The organism is Cognaticolwellia beringensis, from assembly GCF_002076895.1.
GTDB lineage: Bacteria > Pseudomonadota > Gammaproteobacteria > Enterobacterales > Alteromonadaceae > Cognaticolwellia > Cognaticolwellia beringensis.
In genome coordinates this window covers 3,504,039-3,525,057 of sequence record NZ_CP020465.1, presented here as the reverse complement: position 1 = coordinate 3,525,057, position 21,019 = coordinate 3,504,039, and the positions used below count along the sequence as shown (strand labels likewise).

Annotated in this window: 8 protein-coding genes, 2 tRNA genes and 3 rRNA genes; 2 read left to right on the top strand and 11 right to left on the bottom strand. The window is 41.7% G+C overall.

Annotation, left to right across the window (positions count from 1 at the left end; translation table 11 throughout):
- Nucleotides 1–68: 68 nt before the first annotated feature.
- Nucleotides 69–1,760 (bottom strand): S8 family peptidase, encoded by a 1,692-nt coding sequence (locus B5D82_RS14845; RefSeq protein ID WP_081152600.1) that lies wholly within the window; start codon nucleotides 1,758–1,760, stop codon nucleotides 69–71.
- A 266-nt stretch (nucleotides 1,761–2,026) separates the two neighbouring features.
- Nucleotides 2,027–3,859: a S8 family serine peptidase gene (locus B5D82_RS14840; RefSeq protein ID WP_081152598.1), complete on the bottom strand. Its 1,833-nt coding sequence runs from the start codon at nucleotides 3,857–3,859 to the stop codon at nucleotides 2,027–2,029.
- A gap of 359 nt (nucleotides 3,860–4,218) precedes the next feature.
- Here B5D82_RS14840 and B5D82_RS14835 point away from each other — a divergent pair, with 359 nt between their 5' ends.
- Nucleotides 4,219–6,621: a S8 family serine peptidase gene (locus tag B5D82_RS14835; protein ID WP_081152597.1), complete on the top strand. Its 2,403-nt coding sequence runs from the start codon at nucleotides 4,219–4,221 to the stop codon at nucleotides 6,619–6,621.
- A gap of 1,571 nt (nucleotides 6,622–8,192) precedes the next feature.
- Here B5D82_RS14835 and rrf read toward each other — a convergent pair.
- The 6 genes from rrf to pssA all read right to left on the bottom strand — a co-directional run bounded on the left by rrf (nucleotide 8,193) and on the right by pssA (nucleotide 15,400).
- Nucleotides 8,193–8,307, bottom strand: a 5S ribosomal RNA gene (gene rrf, locus B5D82_RS14830).
- Nucleotides 8,308–8,446: 139 nt separating this feature from the next.
- Nucleotides 8,447–11,340: ribosomal RNA gene (locus B5D82_RS14825) — 23S ribosomal RNA — on the bottom strand.
- Nucleotides 11,341–11,967: 627 nt separating this feature from the next.
- A tRNA-Ile gene (locus B5D82_RS14820) sits at nucleotides 11,968–12,044 on the bottom strand.
- A gap of 33 nt (nucleotides 12,045–12,077) precedes the next feature.
- A tRNA-Ala gene (locus B5D82_RS14815) sits at nucleotides 12,078–12,153 on the bottom strand.
- A gap of 103 nt (nucleotides 12,154–12,256) precedes the next feature.
- Nucleotides 12,257–13,801, bottom strand: a 16S ribosomal RNA gene (locus tag B5D82_RS14810).
- Together the 16S, 23S and 5S rRNA genes with 2 tRNA genes alongside form the textbook arrangement of a ribosomal RNA operon.
- Nucleotides 13,802–14,557: 756 nt before the next feature.
- Nucleotides 14,558–15,400, bottom strand: coding sequence for a CDP-diacylglycerol--serine O-phosphatidyltransferase (pssA, locus tag B5D82_RS14805; protein WP_081152595.1), 843 nt, complete (start codon nucleotides 15,398–15,400; stop codon nucleotides 14,558–14,560).
- 543 nt (nucleotides 15,401–15,943) lie between these two features.
- Between pssA and B5D82_RS14800 the strand changes: the two genes are divergently transcribed.
- Entirely contained in the window at nucleotides 15,944–16,387 is a 444-nt protein-coding gene (locus tag B5D82_RS14800) for a DUF4124 domain-containing protein (RefSeq protein ID WP_157673907.1), read from the top strand.
- A gap of 57 nt (nucleotides 16,388–16,444) precedes the next feature.
- Here the strand turns inward: B5D82_RS14800 and clpB are convergent, their stop codons facing one another.
- The 3 genes from clpB to rluD all read right to left on the bottom strand — a co-directional run bounded on the left by clpB (nucleotide 16,445) and on the right by rluD (nucleotide 20,972).
- Complete coding sequence (clpB, locus tag B5D82_RS14795) at nucleotides 16,445–19,033, bottom strand: ATP-dependent chaperone ClpB (RefSeq protein WP_081152592.1); 2,589 nt, start codon at nucleotides 19,031–19,033, stop codon at nucleotides 16,445–16,447.
- Nucleotides 19,034–19,177: 144 nt separating this feature from the next.
- On the bottom strand, nucleotides 19,178–20,005 hold the full coding sequence (gene pgeF / locus B5D82_RS14790) for a peptidoglycan editing factor PgeF (protein ID WP_157673906.1): 828 nt from the start codon (nucleotides 20,003–20,005) through the stop codon (nucleotides 19,178–19,180).
- Nucleotides 19,995–20,972, bottom strand: a complete 978-nt coding sequence (gene rluD / locus B5D82_RS14785; protein WP_081152589.1) for a 23S rRNA pseudouridine(1911/1915/1917) synthase RluD — start codon at nucleotides 20,970–20,972, stop codon at nucleotides 19,995–19,997. Before rluD ends, pgeF begins: the two co-directional genes overlap by 11 nt.
- Nucleotides 20,973–21,019: the final 47 nt, after the last annotated feature.

Genomic DNA, 21,019 nt, shown 5'->3' with positions numbered 1-21,019 from the left:
AGAGCCCATAAAATTTATTCAACATATAAAAAACCACTATTTTACAAGTGGCTTTTTATCAAAATTTATTATTGTGGCTCGACCCAACTATTAATATCTATTGTAGTCTTCCATAACATGCCGTCAGTTTCAAAACTTGTCTTCCACAACATACCGTCTGTTCCAAAACCTGTTTTCCACAACATGCCATCTGTTTCAAAGTCTGTCTTCCACAACATACCATCTGTTGTTGCTGTATCTTGCCACGCACTATAAGCTGACAGTGAAGTTTTCCAAAGCATACCGTCGCCAACAAAATTAGAATCGTTTGTGTCCCATACATACTCTTCGCCTAAGCCTTCAACATAAAAGTTGCCATCATCGTTAATATTGGCAGGTCCTGAATAATGTTCTTCATCATTTAAGTCTTTAGCAATATCTAAGGTATTATTTGCGCAATTTACTTCAGTACTAGCAATAGCGTAATAAGCACTAATTAAACCAGCACCTTGCTGAAATACACTATATCGCTTACTACCATCTGCGTTATTTGCGCTATAGGCACTAGCTAACAGTTTACATTTAACTTGATCGGGTGTTAATGCAGGGTTATCGGTTAATAATAAAGCAACGACTCCAGAAACTACAGCAGCAGCTTGTGAGGTACCTGACATTTCAAAATAACGGCCACCATCATGAAATTCAGGATGGTCGATAACAATTTGCGAATCAAATGACATTAGACCCGAAATATGTCCACCAGGTGCAAGAATATCAGGTTTAACAAAACCTTCGGCAGTCGGTCCGGCACCACTAAAGCTCGCAACTTTATCATCTGAATAATTGAATGACGTATAATCGTCAGTCATCGCACCAACGGTAATAATATAAGGTACATTACCTGGTACACCAATAGACATAGGATCAGGGCCTTTATTACCTGCTGAAGCTACAACGACAATACCGGCTTGCCAAGCTTTCATTACCGCTTTATTTAACGGGTCTTCCCAGTAGTTTGAACGAACGGGCCCGCTAAATGACATATTAAGCACACGTAAGTTTATTTGATCTTTAACTTCTAATGCCCAACCTATGCCACGAATAACGTCTGCATATGTAGCCTTGCCTTCGTCATCAAAAGCTTTTATACCTACATGTGCAGCATTAGGTGCAACGCCGTATATTTGACCATTGCTATCATAGTCACTATTTACCGCAATACTAGCAACGTGTGTACCATGCCCACTTGCTTCGACGCCATAATTACTTACCGTATCATTAATGGCATCATATGTGCCCCAAGCTTTATCACGACCTTGTAAGTCGGTTGCTAAACCCTGTAATTGATCAAGGCCTGTATCTAAAAAGCCAATGGTAACGCCTTCACCAAAATTACCTGTTTGATGCACGTAAGTCGCATCAACTTGCTCAGTAACAACTGACTTAGGTTGCCATCTGCGCTGACCATAAGCTTGGCCACTTAATTCAACTTTATGATTGGTAGACACGGTAATTTGTTGCTTTTTTTGCAACTCGTTAAGTTGTGCATTGGTTAAATCTACGGCTACCGAATCAATTATTTTTAATTCATGTGATGGCAGTACACCTAATGCTTTTAGATTGTTTTTAAGTAACGTGAAATTCTTGGCACTAATGATATATGACTGAACAGCATCATCAGTTTTCGCTGTTGATTTAAATCCTATTAGCAATGCTAAAGTAAATAAGCCTGCCATGATTGAAAAAAGCTTTATCTTATTTTGGTTCGAAGTGAACGACATTTTAATCCCCTTTGCCCGTTACATCTTTTTAAACTTTATTTAAAAACAGTAGGGTGAATAACTTCATATGTTTACATCAACTAACAACGACAAAAGTCATGTCAATATCACTTTATAAAATCGCTATATCTTCAAGCGACCAGCAAACATTACCACACCACTTAACATCTTTTAACTATATAATTACATTTTATTTACTAAACTGAGTAAACAAAAATATCCAGCTTCATAAAAAGCCGGATATTTTAATTACTGATTTAAACTAATTAAAACGATACGGAGGCTTCCGTAGAACAGTTAGTCGTACCTTGGTCACATACCTTGTAGGTAAATGTGCCTGAGGTTCTAAAACTATCTGTGAAAGCACCATCGTTAGAAGTCGTTGTTATTAAAGCACCATTACGGAAAATATCTACACTACTAGTTGATGCACCCGACCATGATAAATCGACCTTGTTCTTACCTTTAGCGAAATAACCGTTAGCCATTAAACTAATGTCGCCGCCCGCAGGTGGTGGTGTTACGCCACCAGAACAGCCATTTGCTGTTAAATATGCATCGGCAGTTGCCGCTTTAACAATACCGTGACCGAAGTAAACATCGTGGCCAGCAGCGCCATTATCTTCAGCTGTAGCTTTCAAAGCTTCACGAATTTCAGTACCTGTACACTCATTATGATTTGACCATACTAGTGCTGCTATACCCGAAACAGCTGGAGTTGCCATAGAAGTACCGCTCATAAAGCCGTAATCAGTAGCACCAATTGATATGTTAGCCGTTGTAGCAGCAAGTAAAGCACTACGGTCTTCAAGCGTTGCGCCAACAGCCGGAATTGTTGTTGCATTAATATCACCCAATGTACCATAAAGCATACCGGCTTCGTTATTGATCAAAATAGCGCCAATACCACCTGAGTTTTCACAGTTTTGCACTTTATCGTGAAATGAAATCACGCCGCGATCAATAACACAGACATTACCGTTCGCACCACTATCTGTAGCTTCAGCGGTACCCATGTAATAAGTATTACCACTAGCATTACCGGTATTCTCCATTGAAGATGACGCATATGCTGTACCATCTGCACTCATAGAAGCACTTGTAGCTAAACCTGCAGGATAAGTTGAAAGCGTATCTACGCCACCTGCCGTTACTTCAACACAAATGGTTTCATCGGTAGTTGTTGTTACTTTTTTGCCACGCCCTGTCGAGACTGTACAGCTAGGGAACTGAGAAAAGTCTGCAATGTTATTATCGGCATCATTAGCACCAATCATCATTACTGATGGATAACCTGCGGGGTAAGATCGTACATTATTACCGTCATTACCTGCTGCAGCTACAACTAAACCACCAGCATCAGTAAAGGCTTTAAAGGCATTCTCTTCAGTGCTGTTAGCACCACCACCACCCAAACTCATACTAATAATATTTGCACCTGCAGCACTACATTTATCAGCTGCAAATGCTAAGTCTGAAGAATATCCCCAACCAGCGGCGTTAAATACTTTGATAATATGCATATCGACGCCTGGCGCCATACCCACAACACCAATATTGTTATCGGCGGCACCAATAGTACCTGCTACGTGCGTTCCGTGAGGACCACCATGTTCATCCCAGTTACCTGTACCAGAGTCATTATCACCCGTAATATTGTTCCAAATAAAGTCAGTATTTGAGCGGTCTAGACCAGAATCAATAACACAAACTTTCATACCAGAAGCATTATTAAAAACGACTTGGTTTGCTTGTGATTGATATACCGCATAAGGCGTTAACTGTTGTGTCATCGCGTTGCCAACATCATCGTTATATAACGAGCTGGCACTGCGACGTTGATCTTCTTCAATCATTTGAATATGCGGGTTGTTCATTAAGCCTTTTACTTCCGCTAAAGTTTTACCTTTAAAAGATGCGGCGAAGAATCCCTTACCATCTATCTTTAACTCAGCATTTAACTTTTTAGCTAATGCTTTAACAATTCCTTTTTTACTTTCGTCAACTTTTATGATGTATCTGTCGTCAGCTGCTTGCGCAGAAAATGCTGTAGTTACCGCAATGGCAAGGATAGAATTTGTAAATTTAGAAATTTTCATAGATGCTCCAGGTATCTCTGTTGTAATGAACTTTTATTATTATTGTTTAATGTCAGGGCGCTTTGCCTTGAACGTTCTTCGATACTAACAGCTACTCAAAAACCCCCTAGCAAAAATACGACTTTTTTTCATGAAAAAACGACATTAAACAGTAAATACACTATAAAACAATAAGTTAATATATAAATAAAATTAATTACTTGTCGTTATTTTATTAAAAACAGTCTTTTTTTTACTATTCAATTTCTGTTAAAAACGCGAAGCTTGATAACGATGACAAATCATCCAACGATAAAAACAATACGTCCGATGTAGCCTTACTTTGCTTCATTCAGCGTAAAAATTGGAGTTACCCCAAAATGATAAACAACAAAATTTTAGGTTTAAGTGCATTAACCCTTTCTATATTAGCAGCAAGTAACGCGCAAACATCTCAAGCCGCTGAATTACAGCTAACACCTGTAAATACAAACAATACTATGACCGCGGAAAATGTAAAATTTGGACAATGGAAAAATAGTCAAAAAGTTAAAAACCACAAATTTACAGACCGTATTATTGTTAAATATAAAAACGGTTTTGAAGCACAGGCTTTAAACGGCTTAGTTTCAGAGAAAACCCTGCCCAAAGGTTTAGCTAAAAAAGCAGGTCAAAGCTTAAAACATTTGAAGAAATTGAAAAATGGTCGCCATGTTATTTCTCTAGGCCAACAAAAGAACATTGATGATGTTAAAACTATGGTCATGGAGCTTAATAACCATGCAGATGTAGAATTTGCAGAACCAGATTTCAAGCGTTACTTAATGGCACAAAATCAACCATGGGGTATTGAGGATACACAATCAGATCAGCTTACTGATAATGATGCAGCAAACATGACGGTTTGTATTATTGATTCAGGTTATGAGCGTGTAAATCCAGATTTAAATGCTAACAATGCATCAGGCACAAATAACTCAGGTACAGGTAACTGGTATCAAAATGGCGGCTCTCACGGTACACATGTTGCCGGCACTATCGCAGCAGTTAATAACTCAGAAGGTGTTGTCGGTATTATGCCGAACACTAATGTGAATTTACACATTGTTAAAGTATTCAACGAAGCCGGCTGGGGTTATGTTGGTGATTTAGTTGATGCTGTTGATACCTGTGTAAATAATGGCGCTAAAGTGATTAATATGAGTTTAGGTGGAGCAGGCTCAAGTACGGCTGAACAGAATTCTTTACAAGCAGCTGCAGATGCTGGTGTGTTATTAATTGCTGCATCAGGTAATGATGGTGATGCTACTTTATCTTACCCTGCTTCTTATGACTCAGTCATGGCCGTTGGTGCGCTTGATCAAGGCCGTCAACATGCAGAGTTTTCTCAATACACACCACAAGTTGAAATTTCAGCCCCAGGTGAAGCTATTTTATCTACCGTTGCTGGTGATGGCCGCTTAGGTTATATCACACTAGGTTCTACAATTTATGGTAACGATGAAGTTGTACCGCAAACACATTACATTCAAAGTGCTGGTAGCTTCACCGTAAGCAATGTAAACAGTTCAGCTAATGGTGTTTTATCAGCTTGTACTCTTTCAGGTAGTAGCTACAGCTGTTCAAACGTCTCAGGTAATATTTGTTTAGCAGAACGTAATGACAACCAAAAAGGTAGTAACTATCCAGAAATAAACCCAGCCAAAGCTTGTGCTGATGCAGGTGCATCAGGTGTTATTGTATATAGTAATAGCGCTCGTCCTGGTTTACAAAATCCTTTTTTAGTCGATGCTAATACTGATGTAACTGTCCCAACAGTTTCAATAAACCGTACATTAGGTTTACAACTTATGGGCCAGTTAGGCACATCAGCTAATTTAAATGTAGTTGGCAATCAAAACTACGCATATTACAACGGTACATCGATGGCAACACCACATGTTACTGGTGTCGCTGCTATAGTTTGGAGCAATAACCCTAGCTGTAGCGCAACTGAAGTTCGTAATGCTTTGAAATCGACAGCAGTTGACTTAGATGTTGCGGGTCGTGATGACAAAACTGGTTACGGATTAGTTCAAGCTAAAGCGGCTTCCGACGCTTTAGCAGCAAGCTGTGGTGGTACTACACCACCTCCAACAGGCGGTGGCAACGAACTTGCAAACGGTGTAGCTAAAACAAACTTGACAGGCTCAGCATCACAAGAGCTGAGCTTTACTATGGTAGTTCCAGCTGGTGCAACAGATCTAAACTTTAATATGGCTGGTGGCACAGGTGATGCCGACCTTTACGTTAAATTCGGTTCTGCTCCAACAACATCTAGCTATGATTGTCGCCCTTACAAAGGTGGAAATGTAGAGTCTTGTCCTATCGCTTCAGCACAAGCAGGAACTTACCATGTTAAGGTCATAGGTTATTCAGCATTTACCGGTGTTAATTTAACCGGAAGCTTCACAGAACCAACTACTGGCGGCGGTGCGACTGGTGGAAGTGCTTCTGTAACTGATGTTAGTGTAGCTAAAGGTGCGTGGACTTATTATACGATCAACGTTCCTGCTGGCATGGCCACACTAGATTTTAATATGAGTGGTGGTACAGGTGATGCAGATTTATACATTCGTCGCGGTGCAAAACCTACCTCTTCAACTTATGACTGTCGTCCATATAAAAGTGGTAATACAGAGTCATGTCCATTTACTAACCCTATCGCGGATACATGGCACATTGGTATTTACGGATACTCTGCAGCCAGCGGTGTAAGTTTAAATGTAACTTACAATCCATAGTAACTTTTAACTAGTCCCAACTAGTGTTTTAATTAGGGAGAGTACGTAGGTGCTTTCCCTTTTTTTAGCCTGATCTGTTACTCCTATCTTTATAAAAAGCGCTATAGTTTAATTATCTTGTCCAATCAGAACTCCATCTAAGTTTATAGTGTGTAATTTTATTCAAGCAATAATTAAATTGTAGGTGTGACTTTAGCCGACAGTAAAGTGTTAAGTTCAAAGCTATTAACTATAAGTTATCAGCTATAAGTTAAAACAAGCACTACACGCATAGCTTTGAGATTAACTCAAAGCTAATAGCTATTTTTTCTTTACCACCGATATTGCCAGAGGCGCTTCATCGAGCAGTGACGAGTGATTTTTTACGTAAAATATAAGAAAGCATATTCATTTCATTTAAGCTCTCATTGACTTCTCTTTGCTTACTCCCTGTGATTTTGGGATTAGTGACTTATCTTTCCTCGGTGTAGGACGCAGTCCCTCGGTGTTCTCTGTGGTGAACCTTGTCTTGTGTTTAAAAAACTAAAAGATTATTCACCACCGAGTAAGTACTGAGGCGCTTCACCGAGCAGTGACGAGTGATTTTTGGCTTTGTGTCTGCTCTTTCCTCGGTGTAGGACGCAGTCCCTCGGTGTTCTCTGTGTTGAACCTTGTCTTGTGTTTAAAAAACTAAAAGATTATTCACCACCGAGTAAGTACTGAGGCGCTTCGCGCTTCACCGAGCAGTGACGTGTGATTTTTTTACGTAAAACATAAGAAAGCATATTCATTTGATTTAAGCTCTCATTGACTTCTCTTTGCTTACTCCCTGTGATTTTGGGCTTAGTGACTTATCTTTCCTCGGTGTAGGACGCAGTCCCTCAGTGTTCTCTGTGTTGAACCTTGTCTTGTGTTTAAAAAACTAAAAGATTATTCACCACCGAGTAAGTACTGAGGCGCTTCGCGCTTCACCGAGCAGTGACGAGTGATTTTGGCCTTTGTGTCTTATCTTTCCTCGGTGTAGGACGTAGTCCCTCGGTGTTCTCTGTGGTGAACCTTGTTGTGTGTTTAAAAACTAAAAGATTATCCACCACCGAGTAAGTACTGAGGCGCTTCGCGCTTCACCGAGCAGTGCTCTTAGCAGTGTAAGACAAATCTATTCGCCTGAATAAAATCAACTAAAGGTGACTAAAGCCCCCACAAGTTTCAAGCTCATTTTTGATATATTATATTTTCTAAACACCAGAAAGCAAAAACCCGTAGCGTTAGCTACGGGTTTCTCTTAATAGAAGCCTAGCAATGACGTGCAAGTTCCTACATGGATGTAGGTTAGTAGCGTAATGCAGGAGCAATTACCGAGATGCACTAATGCCGTGGGCACATGGATGTGCAGGAACGGCGTCCCTCTCACATAAAGAGAAGAACACCCACACGCTCTTTACCACCGGCGCTAACCGGTTTAACTTATGAGTTAGGAATGGGAGCAGGTGGAGCTATCCCGCTATGGTCGTTTTAGCGTTTATCACTGAATTTTCTTAAACGACAGACAGCAAAAAGCCCGTCACTTTCGTAACGGGCTCTTCTAAATAGAAGCCTAGCAATGTCCTACTCTCACATGGGAACTCCCACACTACCATCGGCGCTAACACGTTTCACTTCTGAGTTCGGAATGGGATCAGGTGGGGCCATGTCGCTATTGTCGCTAGACAAAAAAGGTCAATCTTGAAAGCTGTTTACATAAAGCCTTAGCTCTATGTCGATATAAATACGTATTGGTTTCTCTTATTCATCACTATGTTATGCGTGATGTTTGTCAAACTTACCTACAAAACCACTTGGGTGTTGTATGGTTAAGCCTCACGGGTAATTAGTATTGGTTAGCTCAATGCCTCGCAGCACTTCCACACCCAACCTATCAACGTTGTAGTCTCCAACGACCCTTTAGGGAGCTTAAAGCTCCAGTGAGAACTCATCTCAAAGCCTGCTTCCCGCTTAGATGCTTTCAGCGGTTATCAGTTCCGAACGTAGCTACCGGGCAATGCTATTGGCATAACAACCCGAACACCAGCGGTTCGTCCACTCCGGTCCTCTCGTACTAGGAGCAGCCCTCTTCAATTCTCAAACGCCCACGGCAGATAGGGACCGAACTGTCTCACGACGTTCTAAACCCAGCTCGCGTACCACTTTAAATGGCGAACAGCCATACCCTTGGGACCGACTTCAGCCCCAGGATGTGATGAGCCGACATCGAGGTGCCAAACACCGCCGTCGATATGAACTCTTGGGCGGTATCAGCCTGTTATCCCCGGAGTACCTTTTATCCGTTGAGCGATGGCCCTTCCATACAGAACCACCGGATCACTATGACCTACTTTCGTACCTGCTCGACGTGTCTGTCTCGCAGTTAAGCTGGCTTATGCCATTGCACTAACCGTACGATGTCCGACCGTACTTAGCCAACCTTCGTGCTCCTCCGTTACTCTTTAGGAGGAGACCGCCCCAGTCAAACTACCCACCAGACAGTGTCCCCAAGCCCGATAAGGGCCCTAGGTTAGAACATCACGCATACAAGGGTGGTATTTCAAGGTTGGCTCCACTTCATCTAGCGACAAAGTTTCAACGCCTCCCACCTATCCTACACATGTAGGAGCAATGTTCACTGTCAAGCTATAGTAAAGGTTCACGGGGTCTTTCCGTCTAGCCGCGGGTATACGGCATCTTAACCGCAATTTCAATTTCACTGAGTCTCGGGTGGAGACAGTGTGGCCATGATTACGCCATTCGTGCAGGTCGGAACTTACCCGACAAGGAATTTCGCTACCTTAGGACCGTTATAGTTACGGCCGCCGTTTACCGGGGCTTCGATCATGAGCTTCTCCGAAGATAACCCAATCAATTAACCTTCCGGCACCGGGCAGGCGTCACACCGTATACGTCATCTTTCGATTTTGCACAGTGCTGTGTTTTTAATAAACAGTTCCAGCCACCTGGTTACTTCGACTCTCCGATGCTTACGCCGCAAGGGCTTCACATTAGAGAGCGTACCTTCTCCCGAAGTTACGGTACTATTTTGCCTAGTTCCTTCACCCGAGTTCTCTCAAGCGCCTTAGTATTCTCTACCTAACCACCTGTGTCGGTTTGGGGTACGGTTCCTATATATCTGAAGCTTAGAAGCTTTTCCTGGAAGCATGGCATCAATGACTTCAACTCCGTAGAGTCTCGTCTCGTATCTCAGCGTTTAAATGAAATCCCGGATTTACCTAAGATAACCGCCTACATACTTTCACACGGACTACCAACGCCGTGCTCACCTAGCCTACTCCGTCCCTCCTTCGCAATATATAGAAGTACAGAAATATTAATCTGTTTCCCATCGACTACGCGTTTCCGCCTCGCCTTAGGGGCCGACTTACCCTGCCCTGATTAACATGGGACAGGAAACCTTGGTCTTTCGGCGGGGGAGTTTTTCACTCCCCTTATCGTTACTCATGTCAGCATTCGCACTTCTGATACCTCCAGCATGCTTTACAACACACCTTCAACGGCTTACAGAACGCTCCCCTACCACTTGAACCTAAGTTCAAATCCGCAGCTTCGGTGACTAGTTTAGCCCCGTTACATCTTCCGCGCAGACCGACTCGACTAGTGAGCTATTACGCTTTCTTTAAAGGATGGCTGCTTCTAAGCCAACCTCCTAGCTGTCTATGCCTTTCCACATCGTTTCCCACTTAACTAGTACTTTGGGACCTTAGCTGGCGGTCTGGGTTGTTTCCCTCTTCACAACGGACGTTAGCACCCGTAGTGTGTCTCCCGCATATCACTCATTGGTATTCGGAGTTTGCAAAGGGTTGGTAAGTCGGGATGACCCCCTAGCCTTAACAGTGCTCTACCCCCAATGGTGTTCGTGCGAGGCTCTACCTAAATAGATTTCGGGGAGAACCAGCTATCTCCCGGCTTGATTAGCCTTTCACTCCGACCCACAAGTCATCACCGCATTTTTCAACATACGTGTGTTCGGTCCTCCAGTTGATGTTACTCAACCTTCAACCTGCCCATGGGTAGATCGCCGGGTTTCGGGTCTATACCCTGCAACTAAACGCGCAGTTAACACTCGCTTTCGCTACGGCTCCCCTATTCGGTTAACCTTGCTACAGAATATAAGTCGCTGACCCATTATACAAAAGGTACGCAATCACCGGACTAAATCCGGCTCTCACTGCTTGTACGTATGCGGTTTCAGGTTCTATTTCACTCCCCTCACAGGGGTTCTTTTCGCCTTTCCCTCACGGTACTGGTTCACTATCGGTCAGTTAGGAGTATTTAGCCTTGGAGGATGGTCCCCCCATGTTCAGTCAACGTTTCACGTGTGCCGACCTACTCGATTTCATGATAAGTTTATTTTCGTGTACGGGGCTATCACCCTGTATCGCTCTACTTTCCAGTAGATTCCACTAACTTACAAACCACTTAAGGGCTAATTCCCGTTCGCTCGCCGCTACTAAGGAAATCTCGGTTGATTTCTTTTCCTCGGGGTACTTAGATGTTTCAGTTCTCCCGGTTCGCCTCATTAAGCTATGTATTCACTTAATGATACCCAACTTACGTTGGGTGGGTTTCCCCATTCGGACATCTTTGGCTATAACGGTTTTTATCACCTCACCAAAGCTTTTCGCAGATTAACACGTCCTTCATCGCCTCTAACTGCCAAGGCATCCACCACATACGCTTAGTCACTTAACCATACAACCCCAAATGTTCTTGTCTTTCCCCTGTTATGCAGCGTTGCGTTAATCCTCATGTAGTAAACTACACGTCGTATTAAAGCGTCTTGCCTAACAAGCAAAATCCTTCGACCATTGATTATTTTATTGTAAGAACAAAAAACTAATCATTTGGTACACCGTGGAGACTAATCCACAGCAATTGTAAAGTCTGACATTTTCACGCACACAAAGTGTGTCTTGAATAAGAGTGGTAATTCATTACGATTAGTAAACTAAAAGTAAATAAACTACCGGGTTGATTACGTTTCCGAGGAGGACCCGTAATCACCATCATTAACAGGCGATATTCCCGTTAACAACAGCTTGGTATTTATAATTTACAAACAACAGCGCGACACCGTGTTCATCATATAAATACCGGTATTTATATCAGCTTTCCAGATTGTTAAAGAACTAAATTCATACGCACATTCGGTATAAATCTTGGTTTAAAAAACCAAACTTAACTTATCAACTTGAGATAGTTTAAGTTTGGTCTCTTTCTTTATGAAGAAGTAAATGCATTCTTTGTTAATCAAGGCAGTTGGTAGCGACGTGTAGGTTTTCTACACGAGCTGCGAACTAACGCGGAGTAACGAAGAATTGGTAGGTCTGGGCAGACTTGAACTGCCGACCTCACCCTTATCAGGGGTGCGCTCTAACCAGCTGAGCTACAGACCTGCATCGTATCAAAAATCGATACTACATAATAAGTGGTGGAGCTAAGCAGGATCGAACTGCTGACCTCCTGCGTGCAAGGCAGGCGCTCTCCCAGCTGAGCTATAGCCCCTTATTATGCTAGGGTTTACGTTTTCTTCTTCTAATTTGTTATCATGTAATTTGTGTGAACACTCGTAGAACCAAGGTTCTCATTAAGCTGTTTTACTTCAAGATAAGGAGGTGATCCAACCCCAGGTTCCCCTAGGGTTACCTTGTTACGACTTCACCCCAGTCATGAATCACAAAGTGGTGACCGTCCTCCCCGAAGGGTTAAACTAGCCACTTCTTTTGCAACCCACTCCCATGGTGTGACGGGCGGTGTGTACAAGGCCCGGGAACGTATTCACCGTAGCATTCTGATCTACGATTACTAGCGATTCCGACTTCATGGAGTCGAGTTGCAGACTCCAATCCGGACTACGACAAGCTTTGTGGGATTCGCTCCACCTCGCGGTATTGCTGCCCTCTGTACTTGCCATTGTAGCACGTGTGTAGCCCATCCCGTAAGGGCCATGATGACTTGACGTCGTCCCCACCTTCCTCCGGTTTATCACCGGCAGTCTCCTTAGAGTTCCCGACATAACTCGCTGGCAAATAAGGATAGGGGTTGCGCTCGTTGCGGGACTTAACCCAACATTTCACAACACGAGCTGACGACAGCCATGCAGCACCTGTCACAGAGTTCCCGAAGGCACAAGTCTATCTCTAGTCTCTTCTCTGGATGTCAAGGGATGGTAAGGTTCTTCGCGTTGCATCGAATTAAACCACATGCTCCACCGCTTGTGCGGGCCCCCGTCAATTCATTTGAGTTTTAACCTTGCGGCCGTACTCCCCAGGCGGTCAACTTAGCGCGTTAGCTACGCCACCCACAGATCAAGTCTACAGACGGCTAGTTGACATCGTTTACGGCGTGGACTACCAGGGTATCTAATCCTGTTTGCTCCCCACGCTTTCGTGCCTCAGTGTCAGTCTTTGTCCAGGTAGCCGCCTTCGCCACTGATGTTCCTTCCAATCTCTACGCATTTCACCGCTACACTGGAAATTCCACTACCCTCTACAAAACTCTAGCTTGCCAGTTCAAAATGCAGTTCCCAGGTTGAGCCCAGGGCTTTCACATCTTGCTTAACAAACCACCTACGCACGCTTTACGCCCAGTAATTCCGATTAACGCTTGCACCCCTCGTATTACCGCGGCTGCTGGCACGAAGTTAGCCGGTGCTTCTTCTGCGAGTAACGTCACAGCTAGCAGTTATTAACTACTAACCTTTCCTCCTCGCTGAAAGTGCTTTACAACCCGAAGGCCTTCTTCACACACGCGGCATGGCTGCATCAGGCTTTCGCCCATTGTGCAATATTCCCCACTGCTGCCTCCCGTAGGAGTCTGGGCCGTGTCTCAGTCCCAGTGTGGCTGATCATCCTCTCAAACCAGCTAGAGATCGTCGCCTTGGTAAGCCATTACCTTACCAACTAGCTAATCTCACTTGGGCTAATCAATGAGCGAGAGGTGCCGAAGCGTCCCCCCCTTTGGTCCGTAGACGTTATGCGGTATTAGCAGTCGTTTCCAACTGTTGTCCCCCACTCAAAGGCATATTCCCAAGCATTACTCACCCGTCCGCCGCTCGTCAGCAGATAGCAAGCTATCTCTGTTACCGCTCGACTTGCATGTGTTAAGCCTGCCGCCAGCGTTCAATCTGAGCCATGATCAAACTCTTCAATTAAAAATCGTTTGTGATGCTCACCTTAACGAACCGAAGTTAACTAAGAAAAGACATCTGCTCAATGAATTCTGTCGTGTTTCTATCTATCCGACTAAAGAAGATAAAAACTACATAAAACGTATAATTTAAATCCGAAGACTTAAATGATACTTATTCTTTGTGTGACATCATATTAAGCTGTTTTTTTTGTTATCCGAGGATAACTATGTAAAATCAACGTTAATGTGAGTGTCCACACAAATTGCATGATAACTAATTGTTAAAGAACGTTAGTTTATACTCGAAGTAAAAAACTAACCGAAACAAAATCTCATTCGCTTTGCTTCGTTGCTGCAGGCCTTGCCTGAAGCGAGATGCGCATTCTACGCAACTCAGTTTTAATGTCAACATTTTATTTCGTTTTTTTAAACTTTCTTTTCAGAAGATTCAAAACCCTACTTTAAAACGTTAAGTTAACTCATTCAGCCTAAACCGTACTAGATAACTTATTAAAACAGCTCGTTGGGGTTACCCCTTGGAACTGGAGCGCATTTTAGAGATTTCTCGCTTCACGTCAACACCTAAAGTGCATTTAATTTCGAAAAAGTGTTTGTTTGCTTTTTAATTGAGCAAGGCGTTGGTTTTTCGTGCTAAACAAACAAAAGAAACGCCTAACAGCGCCTCTTTATATACATATTATCGCATTAACTACCTAGTTTTTACTCGTAGCTAATTGGTTATCTATTAAATTTTTATACAATATAAAGGAAATACATTTTATTTTGGCTCGTCAGTTTTTGATTTAATATCTACTTCTGCGGTATCTGACGCTTTATTTTCACTATAGCGATGAAAGTCAGCGTCTTGGTCATCACCTACTACATGCTCTAGTTTCAATTTTTTGACTGAGCGAATAGTTGTAAACGGCCCAGAGCAAGCATATAAGCCAAATATGATTAGCAGTATGTTTTCAGGGCTAGAAGCAACGACAACAAAGGCTAGCACTATCAGCAATACAACAACAAAATTAACCTTACCTTTCCAGTCGACTTCTTTAAAACTGTTGTATCTAAAGTTACTGACCATTAATAAGCCAAGAACGATAGTAATTAAGCCGATGATATAGCCATAATCTTGGCCGTTAATTTGATATTCACTACCAACCCAAATAATACTAGCTACAACACCTGCTGCAGCTGGGCTTGCTAAGCCTTGGAAATACCGTTTATCCGCAATTCCAACCTGGGTATTAAAACGGGCAAGACGCAAAGCCGCACAAGCAACATAAACGAATGCCGCCAACCAGCCAAATTTACCAAAACTTGATAACGCCCAATTATACGCCACTATACCTGGCGCAATACCAAACGATAACATATCAGCCATACTGTCATATTCAGCACCGAATTCACTTTGGGTATTAGTCATTCGAGCGACTCGGCCATCCAAACCATCAAAAATCATCGCAATAAATATAGCAACGGCCGCGCTAATAAAGTGTCCGTTCATAGAAGAAACCACAGCATAAAATCCTGAAAACAGTCCCGCGGTAGTTAATAAATTAGGTAAAAGATAAATGCCACGGGTTTGTAGCGATTCATCATTATTGTTGTCTGGCATAAATAAAACCGTCATAAGTTAAAGTGAGTAATATAGTGGTAATCTAGCATATTACCAATTGAAATAAAGAGCCTATCATTCTTAAGTGATCTAAATCACCAATATCACGCTGCCTACAGGGATGTAGGTACTTATGTTTTGTCTGGAACAATAAACATGTGCCTACAGGGATGTAGGTACTTATGTTTTGTCTGGAACAATAAACATGTGCCTACAGGGATGTAGGTACTTATGTTTTGTCTGGAACTATAAACATGTGCCTGCAAGTAGTTGTGTTTATCCGGAACAGAAAACATCTGTTCTTAAATATTTATACTTAGTTACAATATGTTCAATTACTTAACTCAATCGCTATAAGTTTAATTATTTCTGATAGTTTCAATACAAATGAATGTTCAATAAAAGGATAAAAATTTGTAAACTGCTCTTTGTGTTGTTATAAAACACTGTAGATATTACATTTTTAGTTGCCAGCAATTATTTCTTGCACTATTTATGTCAATAATAGAGCAATTAAGCATTAATTTATGGATAGGTACCGTTATGAACATTAAGACATTATCACTTTTTTTAATGACATTAGTGTATTTCGATGTTTTCGCAGCTGAACAAATTACCGTTTATCGTTGGATTGATAAAGATAAAGTTGTCCATTTTAGTCAGCATCAGCCTGAACACGATGACTATATTGAAATTAGTATGGCAAATAATCAAAAATCTTCGATAAATAACGATACAGGAAAGTCGACTACGACTAATCAAGCTATAAACAACACGCTTGTGAGTATTGACGCCAATAATGATGCCATTGAAAACCTTAATAATGACAAGTGCGTCTCTGCACGTGAAAACATAGATACTTTACAAAATTTTGAGAAAATTCAATTTAAAGATGAAAAAGGAAATGTAAAAGTATTGAGTGCTTTAGATAAAAAACAACAATTATCAATGAATACAAAACAAGCCGAAGTTTATTGCACTGATTAAAGTGAATAAAAATTCAGCCTGTTTTATATTAATCACTAAAGCGCCTTAAATTTGTGATTAGTGTTTACTTGCTTTGACCGTAAAATTTAAATTATTATCATTCAGCTCTACAAAAATATGATCACCAGCAGAGAATTCATTAGCAAGTAATTTTTGTGCTAATGGATTTTCAATTTCTTGTTGAATAGAGCGTTTTAATGGTCTAGCACCAAAAATTGGATCAAACCCTGCCGCTGCAACAAAAGATAATGCCTCTTCTGATAATGTCATGGTTATATCTCTTTCTTCTAATCGCTTTGTTAAAGCTGATATTTGAATACTAGCGATACTTTTAATCTGCTCAGCAAGTAATGGATGAAACACCACAGTTTCATCAACCCTATTTATAAACTCCGGTTTGAAGTGATTGCCTAATTCAGCTATCACTCGAGTTTTCATTTGTTGATACTGGCTGTCATCACCATATTCCTGAATAATATCAGAGCCAATATTTGAGGTCATAATAATAACGGTATTTTTAAAGTCGACTGTACGTCCTTGCCCGTCAGTTAAACGACCGTCGTCTAATACCTGTAATAAAATATTAAAAACATCAGGATGTGCTTTTTCAATTTCATCAAGTAAAATAACTGAATAGGGTTTACGTCTTACTGCCTCTGTTAAATAGCCACCTTCTTCATAGCCAACATAGCCTGGAGGTGCGCCAACTAAACGCGCGACTGAGTGTTTCTCCATAAACTCTGACATGTCGACTCGTACCAGTGAGTTTTCACTATCAAATAGAAAGTGCGCCAATGCTTTAGTCAATTCTGTTTTACCTACGCCGGTAGGCCCAAGAAATAGAAATGATCCTATGGGTTGATCAGGATCTGCCAAACCCGCTCTTGAGCGGCGAATAGCATTAGAGACGGAAACAACTGCCTCTGATTGTCCAATCACACGTTTATGAAGATTATCTTCCATATGTAATAATTTATCACTTTCACCTTCGAGCATTTTTGCTACCGGAATTCCCGTTGCTCGACTCAACACGTCCGCGATTTCTACATCAGTAACTTTGTTACGTAATAAAGTCATTTCTTGCATTTCTGCTTGGCTAGCCAGATCTAGCTGTTTTTCAAGATCTGGAATTCGACTATATTGTAATTCGGCCATGGTATTAAGATCGCCAACACGTCGAGCTGCTTCGAGTTCAATACGTGCGTGCTCTAAATCAGTTTTAATAGCTTGTGTACCGTGCAATGCCGCTTTTTCAGTTTTCCATATTTCATCTAATTCGTCATAACTGGCTTGGCAGGTAGCGATATCATCTGAGATTAAATCCAAGCGCTTTTTAGAGGCAGGATCTGAATCTTTCGACAAGGCGCGTTGCTCTAGTTTTAATTGAATTAAGCGACGCTCTAATCTATCTAAATTTTCTGGCTTAGAATCCATTTGCATTCGAATACTTGAAGCCGCTTCATCAATAAGGTCAATGGCTTTATCTGGCAGTTGACGGTCACTAACATATCGATGCGATAATGTGGCTGCTGCAACAATAGCAGGATCTGTTATTTCAACATTATGATGGAGTTCGTAGCGTTCCTTAAGACCACGTAATATAGCAATGGTGTCTTCTACACTCGGTTCATCTACCAATACCTTTTGAAAACGTCGCTCTAATGCGGCATCTTTTTCAATATATTGACGATATTCATCTAACGTTGTTGCACCAACACAATGTAAGTCACCACGAGCAAGTGCAGGCTTTAACATATTACCTGCATCCATAGCACCGTCACTTTTACCCGCCCCAACCATAGTATGCAGTTCATCAATAAATAAGATCACCTGCCCTTCGAGCTGGCTTAACTCACTAAGTACGGCTTTAAGGCGTTCTTCAAATTCTCCACGATATTTAGCGCCGGCTACAAGTGCGCCCATATCAAGTGATAAAACCCGTTTATTTCGAATACCTTCTGGTACTTCATGATCTACAATACGTTGGGCTAGACCTTCAACAATTGCTGTTTTACCTACGCCCGGCTGACCAATTAAGACTGGATTATTTTTAGTCCTGCGTTGAAGTACCTGAATGGTTCGCCTAATTTCATCGTCGCGACCAATAACGGGGTCTAACTTACCTTGTTCTGCACGTTCGGTTAAATCTACCGTGTATTTATCCAAGGCTTGGCGAACTTCTTCAGCATTGGCATCATCAACATTTTTACCACCTCTAATATGCACTATTGCGTCTTGCACACGTTGTTCACTGGCACCTAAACCCTTTAGAATTTGGCCTAGCTTGCCTTTATCTTGTAACGCCGCCAGAATAAATATTTCTGAGGAGATAAATTTATCGCCATGCTTTTGGGCAAATTTATCGCAAAGATTTAGAATATTCCCCATCGCTGAAGACAGTTGCACTTCGCCGCCTGTACCAGAAACTTGCGCTAATTCTGCGATAGCAGCTTCAACTTGCGTTCTTAACGTTCGTACATTAATACCGGCACTTTTTAATAATGGAATAATACTGCTAGCGTTTTGGTTTAATAACGCCAACATTAAATGAATTGGTTCAATAAATTGATGATCTTTACCTAATGCAATGGATTGTGCATCAGATATTGCTACTTGAAATGTCTGGGTAAATCGTTCTAAACGCATTAACGTTCTCCTAATGCCATGTTACTGGGCTTACAGTATAGTTACCTATGACATAAGGACAGTAAGGAGCATTTTCAAGCAAAGAATAACGAAAGTTTGATATAGGTCAATTGATAGGCGTTAAAAAATAGTGTGGATAAATGACTAATTTAGACAGATCACACTCGCCATGCGTCCAGTTTTTCCATCTCTACGATAAGAGTAATATTTATCACTTTGCTCAAAAGTACATTCAGCAAGTTTAGCCACACTTTTCACACCTGATGCAAAGAGTTGTAATTCGGCAATTAACGGTAAATTAGCAAGATACTTTTGCGGTTTTAAATCATCATTTAATGGCGATATAGGTTGAAAAGCAGCGTTGAATTTTGGCGATACTTTACAGAATGCCTGCTTTACATCTTCGCCAACTTCAAAAGCCTTAGCACCAATACAAGGTCCCAGCCATGCAAAAACTTCATCTGCAGGGCTAAGCATAGTTGAGATTGTTCGCTCAACTATATTTGCAGCTAGTGGTCGCCAACCAGCATGAATTGCAGCAATTTCGCTACCATCTTTGTTTGATAATAAAATTGGTAAACAGTCTGCTGTCATTATAGCTAATGCAATATGTCGACTACGTGTTATGGCTGCATCTGCAACAATTGGCGTATTATCGTGTGCTTCGACAATGGCTACATTATTACCGTGAACTTGTTCCAGCCATTGAATTTTTGTCTTGCTAGGAAGATATTTAAGTAGCGACTTTCTATTTTGAGCAACTGCAGTAGCACAATCACCAACATGCTCACCTAAATTAAAAGCATGAAATTCTGAGGGGTTATTTTTTGTGTCTTTAATGTTTAATTGCGGGTATTCATCATTGCTAGATGCTGGAGGGATATTGGCTGATAAACGGGTAGTAGTAATGGCCAACACATTGGTTGTTGGCCATTTAATACATAGTAAATTATCAGGTAATTTAGTAATCACTATCGCTGAGATGAATTTTTGTATCTTTACGCAACATATCAGCTAACGCCACCATATCTTCAGGAACATCAGCATGCCAAGTCATAACTTCACCTGTTATAGGATGAAATAATGATAACATTGCCGCGTGTAAAGCTTGGCGCTTAAATTGACGTAATAACTCACGTAGCTCTTCTGATGCATTTTTGGGCGGACGCGGGCGGCCGCCGTAAACTGGATCACCTACCAACGGATGAGTAATATGCGCCATATGAACACGAATTTGGTGAGTTCGACCCGTTTCTAATCGTAGACGTAAACGAGTATGCAGCCTGAATTTTTCCATCACACGATAATGTGTAACCGAAGGTCGACCTGAATGAGTTACCGCCATATGAGTACGTTTTGTAGCATGACGACCAATCGGTTCATCCACTAAACCACCTGCGGTCATAATCCCACTGGCAATAGCTTCGTATTCACGGGTAATTTCACGCGCCTGCAATGATTCAACTAAATTTGTCTGAGCTGCAATCGTTTTAGCGACTACCATTAATCCAGTCGTATCTTTATCTAAACGATGGACAATACCGGCACGAGGCACAACGTCTAGCTGTGGACAATGATGTAGTAAAGCATTTAGCACTGTACCATCAGGATTACCGGCACCAGGGTGCACAACAAAACCTGCTGGCTTATTAATGACTAATATATCATCATCTTCATAAACTATATTTAAAGGTAAATCTTGCGCTTGAAAGCGAACTTCCGATTCGACCTCAGTATCAATGGCAATAAGCTCACCACCGAACATTTTTTCGCGGGGTACATCGACGACAACGTCGTCAACCGTTACATGACCGGCTAAAATCCACTCTTTTAAACGTGAACGTGAATAATCAGGGAACATTTCCGCCAAAGTCTGGTCGAAACGTTTGCCTAAGCATGATTCGGGAACCGTGTCCCGGTGTTGAATTATCTCAGCCATTAAACTCTCTATTAATTAGCACTGTGCAAGGCAGGATTGCTAGGTTA

What these genes read in the sequence shown, in the direction of transcription:
- clpB (WP_081152592.1), bottom strand. Translation starts at nt 19,033, where the DNA reads ATGCGTTTAGAACGATTTACCCAGACATTTCAAGTAGCAATATCTGAT.
- pssA (WP_081152595.1), bottom strand. Translation starts at nt 15,400, where the DNA reads ATGCCAGACAACAATAATGATGAATCGCTACAAACCCGTGGCATTTAT.
- rluD (WP_081152589.1), bottom strand. Translation starts at nt 20,972, where the DNA reads ATGGCTGAGATAATTCAACACCGGGACACGGTTCCCGAATCATGCTTA.
- B5D82_RS14835 (WP_081152597.1), top strand. Translation starts at nt 4,219, where the DNA reads ATGATAAACAACAAAATTTTAGGTTTAAGTGCATTAACCCTTTCTATA.
- B5D82_RS14800 (WP_157673907.1), top strand. Translation starts at nt 15,944, where the DNA reads ATGAACATTAAGACATTATCACTTTTTTTAATGACATTAGTGTATTTC.
- B5D82_RS14845 (WP_081152600.1), bottom strand. Translation starts at nt 1,760, where the DNA reads ATGTCGTTCACTTCGAACCAAAATAAGATAAAGCTTTTTTCAATCATG.
- B5D82_RS14840 (WP_081152598.1), bottom strand. Translation starts at nt 3,859, where the DNA reads ATGAAAATTTCTAAATTTACAAATTCTATCCTTGCCATTGCGGTAACT.